General features: G+C 57.6%; 10 protein-coding genes. 3 read left to right on the forward strand and 7 right to left on the reverse strand.

Annotated features, from left to right (window positions below; all coding sequences use genetic code 11):
* Nucleotides 1–3: 3 nt before the first annotated feature.
* Entirely contained in the window at nucleotides 4–1218 is a 1215-nt protein-coding gene (locus tag QNI81_RS11105; protein ID WP_283966535.1) for a glycosyltransferase family 4 protein, read from the reverse strand.
* Between the two features lie 209 nt (nucleotides 1219–1427).
* Between QNI81_RS11105 and QNI81_RS11110 the strand changes: the two genes are divergently transcribed.
* The gene (locus QNI81_RS11110) at nucleotides 1428–2780 is read left to right on the forward strand and encodes an oligosaccharide flippase family protein (protein ID WP_126137573.1); all 1353 of its coding nucleotides are present in this window, start codon (nucleotides 1428–1430) and stop codon (nucleotides 2778–2780) included.
* 75 nt (nucleotides 2781–2855) lie between these two features.
* On the opposite strand, the gene QNI81_RS11115 is transcribed toward QNI81_RS11110, so the two are convergent.
* The 4 genes from QNI81_RS11115 to QNI81_RS11130 all read right to left on the reverse strand — a co-directional run bounded on the left by QNI81_RS11115 (nucleotide 2856) and on the right by QNI81_RS11130 (nucleotide 7555).
* Complete coding sequence (locus QNI81_RS11115; RefSeq protein ID WP_039983117.1) at nucleotides 2856–4130, reverse strand: Wzz/FepE/Etk N-terminal domain-containing protein; 1275 nt, start codon at nucleotides 4128–4130, stop codon at nucleotides 2856–2858.
* A gap of 34 nt (nucleotides 4131–4164) precedes the next feature.
* Nucleotides 4165–4977: a CpsD/CapB family tyrosine-protein kinase gene (locus QNI81_RS11120; RefSeq protein ID WP_283966536.1), complete on the reverse strand. Its 813-nt coding sequence runs from the start codon at nucleotides 4975–4977 to the stop codon at nucleotides 4165–4167.
* 463 nt (nucleotides 4978–5440) lie between these two features.
* Complete coding sequence (locus tag QNI81_RS11125; protein WP_283966537.1) at nucleotides 5441–6154, reverse strand: sugar transferase; 714 nt, start codon at nucleotides 6152–6154, stop codon at nucleotides 5441–5443.
* 372 nt (nucleotides 6155–6526) lie between these two features.
* Nucleotides 6527–7555, reverse strand: a complete 1029-nt coding sequence (locus QNI81_RS11130) for an AraC family transcriptional regulator (protein ID WP_283966538.1) — start codon at nucleotides 7553–7555, stop codon at nucleotides 6527–6529.
* Nucleotides 7556–8015: 460 nt separating this feature from the next.
* Here QNI81_RS11130 and QNI81_RS11135 point away from each other — a divergent pair, with 460 nt between their 5' ends.
* Nucleotides 8016–8822: a 2-dehydro-3-deoxygalactonokinase gene (locus QNI81_RS11135; protein ID WP_283966539.1), complete on the forward strand. Its 807-nt coding sequence runs from the start codon at nucleotides 8016–8018 to the stop codon at nucleotides 8820–8822.
* A 28-nt stretch (nucleotides 8823–8850) separates the two neighbouring features.
* Here QNI81_RS11135 and QNI81_RS11140 read toward each other — a convergent pair whose 3' ends face one another.
* Nucleotides 8851–9651 (reverse strand): TIGR03084 family metal-binding protein, encoded by an 801-nt coding sequence (locus QNI81_RS11140; RefSeq protein WP_283966540.1) that lies wholly within the window; start codon nucleotides 9649–9651, stop codon nucleotides 8851–8853.
* Nucleotides 9652–9775: 124 nt separating this feature from the next.
* A complete protein-coding gene (locus tag QNI81_RS11145) occupies nucleotides 9776–10897 on the reverse strand; it encodes a THUMP domain-containing class I SAM-dependent RNA methyltransferase (protein WP_283966541.1) in 1122 nt (373 codons plus the stop codon).
* Nucleotides 10898–11170: 273 nt separating this feature from the next.
* Between QNI81_RS11145 and QNI81_RS11150 the strand changes: the two genes are divergently transcribed.
* On the forward strand, nucleotides 11171–12904 hold the full coding sequence (locus tag QNI81_RS11150) for an ABC transporter substrate-binding protein (protein WP_065320988.1): 1734 nt from the start codon (nucleotides 11171–11173) through the stop codon (nucleotides 12902–12904).
* The last annotated feature ends 171 nt before the right edge of the window (nucleotides 12905–13075 follow it).

Consider the following 13075-nt stretch of genomic DNA (forward strand, 5'->3'; position numbering starts at 1 on the left):
CCTTCAGCGCTCGCCTGCAGCGATTGCTTCGGCAAAATGGCCTGCGAGCTTTTCGGCCTCCTGATCTATGTCGTGGCGTTCCAGCACCCTCTCACGTGCCTGTTGACCCATCTGGGTCAGCCGTGCCTGCGGCACCGCGGCGACCCGCACCATGAGATCTGCCAGCGCCTGCACATCACCTGCAGGCACCATCCAGCCTGTCTCTTCTGGAACCACCAGCTCCGGCGTGCCCGCGATATATGTCGCCAATACCGGACGGCCCGAGGCCATGGCCTCCATGACCACCATCGGTAACCCTTCCGCAAACGAAGGGATCACCAGAGCATGCGCATTCGCCAGTTCATCACGAACGCCCGCCTCTGACAGCCAGCCGGTCAGCGTGACATTCTCACTCAACCCATGCGCTGCGATTGCCGCCTCAAGACCCGCACGCATCTCGCCATCCCCAACCAAAGAGACATGAATATCCGGTACATCCCTGACCGCATCTGCAAGCGCGTGGATCAGAACCATCAGTCCCTTTTGCTCAACAAAGCGCCCTATAGCCACCAGACGCAGAGGCCCTTCCGGCACCGGTCGTGGCTCTGCAAAGCGCGCAGGCTCAATGCCGCAATGCACAACCTTGATCCGTGCCCAGGACCCAAAAGACGCCCAGCGGCTCAGCTGACTGCGGCCAAAACTCGATATCGCAACGACAAATCGGGAGCGATCCACCTTCTGCCCCAACGACAATGTATGTGGGGCATCAAATTCTTCTGGTCCGTGGGTCGTAAAACTATATCCCGGAGCGCCCAAAGCCTCTGCCAATAAGGAAACCGTAGCCGCATTGGTGCCAAAATGCGCGTGGATATGCTCACAGTTTTCGCGCCGGGTGACGCGCGCCACATAGGCGGCTTCCATCAGGTAGATCAGATGTCGCAGACGCGCTGCATTTGCGCCACCCAACCGCATCGCCAGCCGGAAAGCACGCCAACCGCGATGCGGCGCGCGGACAACGCAAACCAAAAACGCCAACACGAGACGCGCCGCTCCTTCCGCCAAAACATAGTGACAGCGCTCTGACTCGGTCTGATCACCGGGATCAACAAGCCGCTGCTCTGAGGGGCGCATCGGCAGCCGCAGCACATCAACACCGCGCCGTTCCAATGCTTGGATTTCGCGGCGGATGAAACTCTGCGAGGGTTGCGGATAAGTATTCAGCACATATGCAATCTTCACGCCGGTTCATCCCTTCCTGCGGTCCGGCTTGCAACCTAGCGGGATCACAGAGTTTTGCCCAGTATCAACCACAGCGCATCTACTCTCTAATGGAGAGGAATTTGGTCCAAAAGGTCACCATCGGCACGCTTGAGCCCGTGCTGTGATTGACCTTGCTGCAGTGCGGCCATAGCCTGCGGCTGATCTGAAACGGCGCGATCTGGACTTCAATGAAACTTGCGATCAACGATCAGAGCCTCATGGCGCGCGTCGTCCGCTCTACCTCTTGGATTATCCTCGGGTTTGGCACCGGGCAAATCTTGCGGCTAGGGTCAAACCTGCTGCTGACCCGCATCCTTTTTCCCGAAGCCTTCGGGCTGATGGCATTGGTCACAGTCATTATCATCGGCCTGTCGCTGTTCTCGGATATGGGCATCTCCAATGCCATTGCGCAAAATCCGCGAGGAGATGAACCGGACTTTCTCGACTCTGCCTGGACTGTTCAAATCATCCGAGGCGGCTTGTTGTGGCTTTTGACCTGTGCGCTCGCTCTGCCCGCCGCCACATTTTATGATGCCCCCGAATTGGCTTACTGCCTGCCTCTTGCCGGGTTCAGTCTGGTCATTCAGGGGCTTCAGCCGACGCGGGTGGAGACCGCCTATCGTCATCTACTGGTTGGGCGCGTCACCGCAATCAACCTGATGGCGCAGGTTTGCGGGATCGTCAGCATGGTCACTCTCGCTATCTGGACTCAATCCGTCATCGCGCTTGCCATTGGCAGCGTGCTGCAAGAAGCTGCCAAACTGGCGCTTGCCCATTGGGCCTTGCCGGGGCGGCGCAACGCCCTGCGTTGGGAGCCAGCAGCCACCCATGAATTGATCGGCATGGGCAAATGGATTTTTCTCTCCACCGCATGTTTCTTTTTGACCACGCAGGGCGATCGGGCGATCCTTGGCAAATATCTCTCGCTCGAAGCGATGGGGATCTACAACATCGCGTTTTTTCTGGCGAATTTCCCAGTGCAACTGGGGCAAGACGTCAACCAGCGCCTGATGATACCAGTTTATCGCGACAAACCTGCCCTACACAGCGACGAAAACAGGCGCAAGCAACGTCAATTGCGCTACGCGCTCACCGGAGGGATCTTGTCGATCCTATGGCTCATGGCATGGATCGGCCCATGGCTCGTGGACCTGCTCTATGATCACCGCTACGCCTCTGCCGGGCCGGTCATTGTCCTGCTGGCAAGCAGTCTGGCCCCCTCAATCATTGTGTTAACCTATGATCGCGCCTCATTGGCGGCGGGCAACACCAAAGGGTTCTTTTTCTACACTGCGACTCGCGCATTTGTGCAAACGGCGCTGTTTCTGGCCGGGGTGGCGAACTTTGGACTGGTTGGAGGCATCGCCGCCATGGGGCTTGCAGTTTTTCTATCTTATCCGACACTCATGCGGCAGACGCGACCTTACCGCGCCGAAGACCCAAGACATGATCTGATTTTCCTGGCGGCAAGTGCGCTCTTATGCGGCGGTGCACTGTGGTATCACTGGCCCAAAATCAGCAGTAGTTTAGGGCTTATGTGATCGGCAAGATGTAAGACGCTAAATGATGGACCGCGCCCACCCTGTTTTCTGCCTCAGGTAATCAGGGCCGGGACTTTAACCGTGCATTTCGCCAGTTGTCGGACGCGCTCCGCCCCCAAACAGGCGCCCAAACAGCCCCTTTTTGCGCGGGGTCAGAACCGGAATTGTGACCACAGGCGACAAGCCCGTTTCACGTTTCATTTGTCCGCTGGTCCGCAAAACAGGATGACGTAAATCCAGCGCAAAGGCCGCAAGTACCCCTAGTACAAAGCTCGCAAGCCCGCCCTTGATTGCCAGAGCCTTGCGACCGCCCCCCATGGCGTAATCTGGCAGAGGGGCAGGCTCAATCACCGTAAGGCGTTCACCCTGACTTGCAGTCTCAAGGCGAAAGCCGACTTCCGCTTCTGCACGACGCGCCGTGATCACCTCAAGTTCAGACTGCATCTGTTGATGCCGCCGCTCATAGCTTGCCAATTGGCGATCGACCTCGGGCGTCAACTCAAGCGAGGCTTCCAACTCCGCGCGTCGGTCCAGCAACAATTGACGTTGCGCCGTAAGCGTCTCTAACTGGCTTTCAAACTCCTCACGAACGCGGCGTGCATAGGCTTCGCGCTGGGTCGCCTCGGCCTCTTCTGCACCCTTGCGCAATTCGATTTCTTGCCGCGCAAGTTCGAGCAAGCTCTCATTGATGGCGGCGATCTCAGTCCCGCGCATCTCGATGGCGCCGGGCAGAGTCACCTCATTCTGGTAGCGGAAATTGGCAATTTCTTCCTCAAGAGCCGAGATGTCGCGCACCAAAGCCTTTTCTTTTTGGTCAAAGAACAGCAACGTCTCGCGCGCTTGATCCAGCCGCGTGCTCTGGCTCAAGGCAATCGTACGCTTGGAGAATTCCCGCGCGACTGCCTGAGCCTGCTCCCGCGTGGGCATATTGGCGGTGATCGTCAGCACCGAAATCGCCCCATCATCCGAAGACCCTTCTCGCACGGCTGCGGTCCCCATCAACGACACCGAAGTCCGCATCATTGGGACAATTTCAGAATCGAGCAAACCCGGACGATCTGCAAATAGGTTGAGTTGATCCACGATCTCAAGAATAGTGCCGCGCGCCATCAAACGCTGCTCAATCAACTGGATGCGCCGCGCTGATGATCCGTCGGCGGTGGACCGCGCCAATTCGCCCGCGATCTTGGGACGGGTGATCTGAATCACTTCCGTGCTCGAATAGACCGGTTGCTGCTGCAGCGCCATCCACACGGAGGCCACGCAGCCCAGAAACGTCACCACAAGGATCAACCACATGCGGCGGCGCAGCATATCGATAAAATCTGCAACTGAATAAATCGAAGCCATGGTGAATTCCGTTTTCCTCTCCTGCGCTGCCGGTTCAGGCACCGCCGGAGAATTCATCCTCGCTGCGGGCGCGGTTCAGCACCACCCCGAGAAGCTGTGTGTGTCCTGCAAGCATTTTCTCGCAGGCTTTCAAGTGACGTGCGGTTGTTTGACTGCCGTCAGACACCAACAGCACCCCGTCAACTTGTGGTAAAAAAGCTGCCACATCATCATTGTGCAACACCGGCGGCAGGTCAAAAAGCGCAACATCTGCGCGGGTGCGCGCAACCACATCATCAATGATCGCAGCACAGCGGGTTTCGTGCAGAACTTCGGCCGCGTTGTGAAACGTCGAGGAACTCAGGCCCAATGCCAGCCGGTCGGAAGCCGCCACCAGATGCTCTTCCAGACGGGTTTCGCCCCGTAAGAATCCAAGCATATCGCCGTTATAAAGCGCAGAGCGTTCCAGCCCCAATGCGCGGGCGATGCCGGGGTTGCGCAGGTTCATATCCATCAGAACCGTACGGCTGTTCGGTACCCGAGCAAGGCTCAGTGCGAGATTGGCGGCGGTAAAGCTCGCCCCACACCCCGGTGTCGGACCACAGATCGCCACACGCTTCCAGCCATGGGCACGCAGGCTATGCAACATCCGGGTGCGCAGCAAATCAAAAGCCCGCGCAGTGGGTGAGCTGCGGAAAAAATCGACCAATGGCAGACGGCTGCGGCGTTCATTCAGGCCGGTGACTTCAACCTGTCTCATCACATGCCACGGATCAGGGAGCGCGGCGGGCAGGGCCACAGAGTTCTGTGACTGCGGCGCTGCTATGTCCTCAATCGCAGGTGTCTCAACGCTGGGCGCGTGTCGCATTTCACCACGCGCTGGTTGCGACTGCTCGGTCTCCGTTGCAACCGGTGCACCGTTCAATGGCTTTGTGCCCGCGTGACGGGGCTGCACCGCTTGGGGCGCACGCTCAGGCCGCGACGGGCGCTCAGATTGCTGTGGGCGCACAGACTGTGCAGGACGTACGGGGCGTGACGGGCGCACAGGTTTGGCAGGCTCGGGCTGGTCTACGACATCAGAGCTTGGCGCTTCATCAGATGGGTTAGGATGCACGGCATCTTTCGCAGGCGCTTCATCACGCTTGCGGCGTCGCCGAAATTTCCTGAACCCATGGTCCGTCATCAGTGTCTCACCACCTTCTTCCAAGCATAGAATGGACGCTATGTTTTCGCCATTATGATCTACGTAGTCTTTCACGTCACACCTATCAAAACTCTGCGATCCATCGGCACATACCCGCACGCAATGGCGTGCGACTTTAAATCCGCGCTTAGTATCCGGTGCTGCGCAATATGACCCCAACAGTTCTGAACAAGATGTTCAAATCCTCGCGGAAAGAGAGATTTCGGCAGTAGGCCTCGTCAATTTTGGCGCGCTCGGCAAAGCTGGTTTCATTGCGATCCCCCACTTGCCACGGCCCGGTGATCCCCGGGCGCAGCATGAAGTATGCATCCGCCTTACCGTAAATCGACAGTTGATCCACCATCATCGGACGTGCGCCAACAATGCTCATATCACCAATCAGCACATTCCAAAGCTGAGGCAACTCATCAAGCGATGTGGTCCGCATCATCCGGCCAAAGCGCGTGATTCTTGGGTCATCCTTGAGCTTCTGATCCCGCTCCCACTCCTGACGCAGCTTCGGGTCTTGAGCGAGATGCCACTCCAATAGCTCATCGGCGTTGGGGACCATCGTGCGCAGTTTCAACATCTGAAACACGCGCCCATCCTTGCCCAATCGCTTCTGGCGATAAAAAGGTGATCCGCTCTCAAACCACAGAGCCAGAACACAAAACAGCACCAACGGCAGTGCAATAGGCAGCGCAAACAGCACTAGGACAATATCCAGCACCCGCTTTCCATAGGCCGCATAACTGCCATGCCCGTAGTCGGTTCCGGCCTCGCGAAACGCAGCGGCCAGCGTCAACTCTGGGAAGTCGCGAACTGCAGAACCAGTCATCGCCCCGTGATTGAGTATTTTCATTGTTACCCCCAAAAAACCACGCACCACTCAGGCCTCTTGCGAGGCAACACAGCTTCTCCAATCCCCCGGAGATCCGTGCAATCGAAACGGCCAAAGTCCCCTAATGACGGTCGGTTCGATCCAGTGCAGTACGTCGGACACATTCTCCCGTGTCCTAACTTCCTTCTCAAAATACCGTATTTATAGAAAAATCGATGTAAATCTGACCAAATGGTTACTATCGCTACCCATCCGGGTTTTGAACCGCTCATTTGCGAAACATTCCGCTGTTAACACTCCTATTGTATACGGTCCAGCCCAGCGCATGCCGGGACTGGACGGGAATCACATTCTTAGATGGGAATATCGGATCTTGATCGAACCTCGTTGATCCTAAGATCTCACGACGCTCTCACGCAGTGCTTCACTACGATAGCTGCCGGGGCTCTGGTCATACCAACGGCGAAAGGCATCGTTAAAGCTGCTCAGGCTGGAGTAGCCCAGTGCGAAGGAAATCTCTGACAGAGATTTCTCATTCTGGTGCAGGTAACGCAGCGCAAGCGATTTTCTTACCCCTTCCAGTATTGCAAAGAAACTGGTGCCTTCGCCCGCCAATTTACGCGAGAGAGTCCGCTGACTCATGTCGAGCAAGTCAGCCACCTGCGCGAGGCTCGCCTCTCCATCCGACATGCCATCCATAATGAGACGTTCGACCGTAATCGACAGATCATTGCTGTTTCGATCCGGGCGGCGACGCAGCAATTCGGCATGTTCAAGCAAGAGACGTAACAGCCCCGCATCAGCGCTGCGTAGAGGTTGCGCCAGATCTTGCTCTCGAAATGTCAGACGGTTCACCCGACCACGGTATCCCGGCCTTAGCCCAAACGCCAAAACTGCGGGTTCAGAGGCCGCCTGCGGCGCATGGGTGAATTCGACGGCGACCGGAGTGGCGGTTCCTGTGCTGAGCGTTTTAAGACTGCGCACCAGCAGTGCCGCAATAAACTCGCTCCAGTGTCGCAGATCCAGCTTACCTTGTGACCCATAATCCCAACGCAGATCCACCTGCCCGTTTTCGACCGATGTCGGTACGACATCAAAGATGCTGCTAAGTCGGGTTAACGTTTGCAGCGCTTCTCCCAACGTCTCGGAGGCGCTTATCGCGTATCCAACAAGACCTGCGTCACGCAATGTACATTGATGCGCCAGCGAGTAGCCGATCGACGCATCATTACAGACCCGTTCCGCCAGACCAAACACCAAAGAGTGCTCGTATACAGGAAGCACCTGATTGCTGTCACTGAGTTGGCCGGGGATGGTAATTTTATTGTTGATCAGACTTGAAAAGTCATGGCCCTTACCGGACACATACTCTACCAACCGATTGACAAATACCCCACCGTTCGGGGCAAAAACATCCTTCACAACACGCCTCCCGCACGCTGCGCAGATCTATTGGAACACGCGTGGGTAGAAGGGTTCGGACACACATGATATCCTGTCGCCACCATCCCGTCGCTGAGCATTCCGAAGACCTCGCAGATACGCATACTTCAAATGTCTGCATGCGTTAACAGATTTCAAAATTTTACATAGTCAGCCGACAGGATGCGACACAAAAGATCCTGACTGTTGCCCGGAAGGCAACGTTTCAACCAGCAAACTCTGCAACACAACCTTGCCTAGAACGCGGCTTCTCTGCGCACCCTGACCTTGTCCAGTATTGTAGAGATGTATAAAATTCTCATCATAGCATCCGCTTAATTCGCCAAACCAAAAGTATAGCGCCCCTATCCAGAGTGGGGGCGCAGCCGGGTGATTGAGTTTTGCTTAAATTCAAGGCATCAGTGGCGCAAACGATCCAAACACTGAATGGGGCCACAACATGTCACAGCCTTCCGATACTTGGTTCGCCTTCGATGACAGCCACCGCCCCGCCCGCATCTGGCGAATGGTGAGAACCGCGCCCGACGGCCCTGCAGAAGTCGTTGCCGGACTTGATGAAGCCCGCAAGGTCGCATTGGGACACCCGTTGGTGACACATGCGCACGCAGTCACCCCGGCCTTGCCGCTACCTGCCGCACCCGCGGACCTGAACCTTCACGCGGATGGCGACACCTTGCGCCTTGGGGCCTTAACGCAGGCTCAGCCACACACCCGGCTGTGTGCCGCCGTGTCAAAAATCCGGGGGTTCTTGCAGGTCAACAAGGACTGGGATGGTGTGCTATGTTTGCCGGGGTTTGCAACAACGGTTTGGGCCCTGATAAGCGCAAATGAAGTGGTAAGCGTGCTCTCCTTTACCACAGCCCCCTTGGTCGAAGCGCTATCACCGGTTGCTGCTTCGGCATCAATCGACTCGGACGCTCTGATCTCTCCACTGCAGGATGTAATTTCCAAACCCGAAACCCTGGGATTGCGCCTTGCGGAAAGCCGATCGCTGTGGGCCGCGGGTGAACTGAACGATGCGGCGGTACTGTCGCAAACATGGGGAGCAGCGCTTGGGGCTGAACTGGCGGCAGCCCGCGCCTATTGGCTGGGGCAGAACCTTGCCCTGATCGCCCCTTCGGCGCTGGCCGCACCCTATAAGGCAGCGCTCTCCAGCCAGTATGTCCCATTTACCGAGGTCGACGAGGCGCAGATGACGATCAAAGGACTGGCCAGCGCCTACGCCTACTACAAGACTGAAACCTGACGCGGCGCAGTCCCCCAAATAGCGCCACTCAAAGTAGACGGCGAAAACGCGTTCCCGGCTCCGGCGGCTTGTTGGGAGGCCCCGCAAAACACTGCGCCTGCTGCATCCAGCGCTGCGCCACCTCAGAAGATGCGGCAACACTTGTGTCTTTCCAATTGCGTGTCTGAGTGACGATCTGTGCAAACTCTACCGCAGTTCCAGTGACGTGATTGCTGTCCTGCGGCGTGTTCCATGTCCAGACTTCGCCAGATGGGGCGATCAGTTCCACATAGGGAGCAGGCTCTGGCACCGTCTGCCCCCACACGCGAAAGCTCCAGCCATACGTCACGACACCGAGATGCACGATGTTGCGGATACGGTCGCTTTCGGGGCGTTCCTGGCCCAAGAGGTCGAAAATCGCCTGCCCATGCGCCCATGTTTCCATTTGCCGGGCGGTGATTGCGCTTAGCGCACTCATCTCAGGTCCGACCCACTTCACACGCTTTTTTGGATCTGCGGTGCTGTAGGCGCCTGCAAGACGTGTTGCGCCGTCACGCCACGCAACAAACAGTTCTCTCCCAGAAAGCCCGGCAAGCCAGGGAAACTGCAACGCCAAGATACTGCCACCAGCGGCAAGTTCGGCCATCGCTGGTGCCATCATACGATCAAAGGCTTTTGGACCAGCCAGCGCTGCCTCAGCCGCGGCATTAAAGAAATGCAAATGCCCCAGAATATCCTCGACGGTCCAATCCTTGAACTGTGTGGTCGCAGCAAAGATCGTGTCAGGAGCCGCTTCAAGACAGCGCGCCAGAATCCGGCTCTCCTCCTGAAAGTCATTGGCCTGCTGCATAGCATCTCACCTCGAATTACGACGATGTATTGATGCGAGTTTGAGGCGGTTGCGCAGGCTTTGGCAACCGGTGTTCAAAAGACTGACGCAACGGACTATGCGCCAGAGGTTTGCACATTGGACCTCAGGCCAAGGGATCAGTTCGGAACAACCGAACCTTTAGACCACCATGCGCGATTGGCGCGCCAAGCGGCAGGAACGGCAGCCCCGTTGCCCGCGCCAGTGCCGTATCGCTGGTGACGATACCGACGCGCCAGCCTGAAAAGCGGGATTTCAGCACCTCGCCCAAGGCACCGTAGACCGCAAATAGCTGCTTCTTATTGCCGATCCGCGCCCCATACGGTGGGTTGACCATCACAAGGCCCGGAGGTCCGTCTGGGCGCTGCAGGTCGCTGACAGCCGCATGGGTAAAGCGGCACAAGTCCCCAACCCCAGCCCGCGCGGCATTCTGCCCGGCCATTTCTACTGCCCCGGTGTTGCGATCAGAGCCGAAGAACCGCAGATTCGGGGTTTTCGCAGTTGGCAGCGCCTGCCGTTCGTCGTTCCAGGCTAGGGCGTCATGATTGGCGAGCTGTTCAAACGCGAACTCTCGACTGCGCCCTGCGGCAAGCCCCGCAGCGATCTCTGCCGCCTCGATCACAAAGGTACCAGAGCCACACATTGGGTCTACCACAGGCTCTAGCCCGTCATAGTCACAGGCACGCAGCAGCAGCGCCGCCAGCGTTTCGCGCATCGGCGCTTTGCCGACTGCAACTTTGTGACCGCGTTTATGCAGCCCTTCGCCTGAGGTATCGACGCTGAAGATACAAGTATTGTCATCGATCCGCACCTTGAGCGTCACAGGTGCATCCGCTGCAACCGGCGCGCCGAGTTCCTCGGAAATTGCAGTCTCGATCCGCTGCGTCGCCGCACCGGCATGATAGATCTTAGATTTTTTGTTGGTGACAACCTCGACTTTCACCGGCACGTCTTTGCGCAACACCTCACCCCATGGGAATTTGCGCGCGCGCTTATCAAGTTGCGCGAGGTGAAACGCTCTAAACGAGCCAATCCGCGCCAGCACACGGGTGGCGCCACGAAGATAGAGGTTCGCACGCCGCACATCCTCCCATGTGCCATCAAAGCTGACACCGCCCGCGACCTGTCGCGCAGCGGCAAAGCCCACACGACGGGCCTCATCGCAAAGGATATGTTCCAGCCCCGGTGGGGCCACGAGAAAGATCTCAAAGGTGCTATCTGCTGTCATGAGGCATCTCTTAGCCGGAATCACTGCCCTCCGGTATCCCCAAACGTTCGGCGTAAAACCGCTCGCTGCCGTGGTGGGTCAACACCAGATTTAGGCGCAATGTGGGTTTCTGGACCCAAGGTAAGCAGCATCGGAGCAGATACATAATCTTTTATTTTCTGATAGATGCACGATTACTAAATAATTAGTTTGACATCATCGCTGGCTCGGTGAAATCCTTTAGGCCAGTTGGATGGGCAAACATCCGACCTTGCAGACTTTAGGGAGGAAAAGATGCGGAAGTATCTTTTGACCGCAGTTGCAGCCGGGGCTGTGATTGCGGCAACGGGTTCGTATGCCGATGAGGCAGCAGCCCAAAAATGGATCGACGAGGAGTTTCAACCCTCGGCTCTGACCAAAGACGAACAACTTGCAGAGATGCAGTGGTTCATCAACGCCGCCGAACCTTACAAGGGCATGGAGATCAATGTTCTGTCCGAGGGTATCCCAACGCACAGCTACGAATCCGAGGTGCTGACCAAGGCGTTTGAGGAAATCACCGGCATCAAGGTGAACCACCAAATTCTGGGCGAGGGAGAGGTTGTACAGGCCGTTCAGACCCAGATGCAGACCAAGCGGAACCTCTATGACGCCTACGTCAATGACTCCGACCTGATCGGCACCCACTCGCGCCTACAACTCGCCTACAACCTAAGCGACATGATGGAAGGTGACTTCAAGGATGTGACCAACCCCGGTCTCGACCTTGATGACTTTATGGGCACGCAGTTCACCACCGGCCCGGATGGCGATCTCTACCAGCTGCCAAGCCAGCAGTTCGTGAATCTCTACTGGTTCCGCAAAGACTGGTTTGACCGCGAAGATTTGAAAGCAGCCTTCAAGGAGAAATACGGCTACGAGCTGGGCGTCCCGGTCAACTGGTCCGCCTATGAGGACATTGCCGAGTTTTTCTCTGAGGATGTCAAAGAAATCGACGGCACCGCCATTTACGGCCATATGGATTACGGCAAACGCGCGCCGGACCTTGGCTGGCGGATGACGGATGCGTGGCTCTCCATGGCGGGTGCGGGCTCCAAAGGTAAACCAAACGGCGTTCCAATCGACGAATGGGGCATCCGGATGGAAGAAGGCACCTGTAACCCGGTGGGCGCAAGCGTCACCCGCGGTGGTGCGGCAAACGGCCCGGCGGCGGTCTACGCGATCCGCAAATGGGACGAATGGCTGCGCAAATACGCGCCTCCAGGTGCGGCGTCATATGACTTCTACCAGTCCCTGCCCGCACTGGCACAAGGCAATGTGGCACAGCAAATCTTCTGGTACAGCGCCTTTACTGCCGACATGGTGAAGCCGAAATCCGAAGGCAACAACACTGTAGACGACAGCGGCACCCCGCTGTGGCGCATGGCCCCCAGCCCGCATGGCCCCTACTGGGAAGAAGGCCAAAAAGTCGGCTATCAGGACGTGGGCTCCTGGACCTTCCTCAACTCCACGCCGCTTGATCGTGCGCAGGCTGCATGGCTCTATGCGCAGTTTGTCGTCTCCAAGACCGTGGACGTGAAGAAATCTCACGTCGGTCTGACCTTCATCCGCGACAGCTCTGTGCGCCACGAGAGCTTCACCGAACGCGCGCCGAAACTGGGTGGTCTGGTGGAATTCTACCGCTCGCCCGACCGGACTGCTTGGTCACCGACCGGCGTAAACGTGCCCGACTACCCCAAGCTGGCCCAGATCTGGTGGCAGCAAATTGGGGACGTGAACTCCGGTGCCTTTACCCCGCAAGAAGCGATGGATCGTCTGGCGCAGGAAATGGACATCACCATGGGTCGGATGCAGCGTGCCGACGAGCAGGCGAATGTCTACGGCGGCTGTGGCCCACGCCTCAACGAGGAGAAGGATGCGGAATGGTGGTACGCCAATGGCGGCGCCAAGCCGAAGCTGGAGAACGAAAAGCCCCAAGGCCAGACCGTCAACTATGACGAGTTGGTCGCTCGCTGGGCCGAGAACTGATCTCAACCTGATCTCCCCGGGGGGCTTCCCCTGACGTGCCGGGCCTGACCTCTTGCGGGTCTGGGCCCGGCCCCACCTGCCCCGGCTGATTGATCTGCCTCTGTGCGGCTTGTTAGCCGGAGTTTTTCCCTCGACACCACGATTGTCCCGGGCACGCATCAACGCGGGCGC

The sequence above is a fragment of the Tritonibacter sp. AK171 genome (genome assembly GCF_030127025.1).
Classification (GTDB): Bacteria; Pseudomonadota; Alphaproteobacteria; order Rhodobacterales; family Rhodobacteraceae; genus Epibacterium; species Epibacterium mobile.

What these genes read in the sequence shown, in the direction of transcription:
- QNI81_RS11115 (WP_039983117.1), bottom strand. Translation starts at nt 4,130, where the DNA reads ATGGCTTCGATTTATTCAGTTGCAGATTTTATCGATATGCTGCGCCGC.
- QNI81_RS11150 (WP_065320988.1), top strand. Translation starts at nt 11,171, where the DNA reads ATGCGGAAGTATCTTTTGACCGCAGTTGCAGCCGGGGCTGTGATTGCG.
- QNI81_RS11120 (WP_283966536.1), bottom strand. Translation starts at nt 4,977, where the DNA reads ATGCGACACGCGCCCAGCGTTGAGACACCTGCGATTGAGGACATAGCA.
- QNI81_RS11140 (WP_283966540.1), bottom strand. Translation starts at nt 9,651, where the DNA reads ATGCAGCAGGCCAATGACTTTCAGGAGGAGAGCCGGATTCTGGCGCGC.
- QNI81_RS11135 (WP_283966539.1), top strand. Translation starts at nt 8,016, where the DNA reads ATGTCACAGCCTTCCGATACTTGGTTCGCCTTCGATGACAGCCACCGC.
- QNI81_RS11110 (WP_126137573.1), top strand. Translation starts at nt 1,428, where the DNA reads ATGAAACTTGCGATCAACGATCAGAGCCTCATGGCGCGCGTCGTCCGC.
- QNI81_RS11125 (WP_283966537.1), bottom strand. Translation starts at nt 6,154, where the DNA reads ATGAAAATACTCAATCACGGGGCGATGACTGGTTCTGCAGTTCGCGAC.
- QNI81_RS11145 (WP_283966541.1), bottom strand. Translation starts at nt 10,897, where the DNA reads ATGACAGCAGATAGCACCTTTGAGATCTTTCTCGTGGCCCCACCGGGG.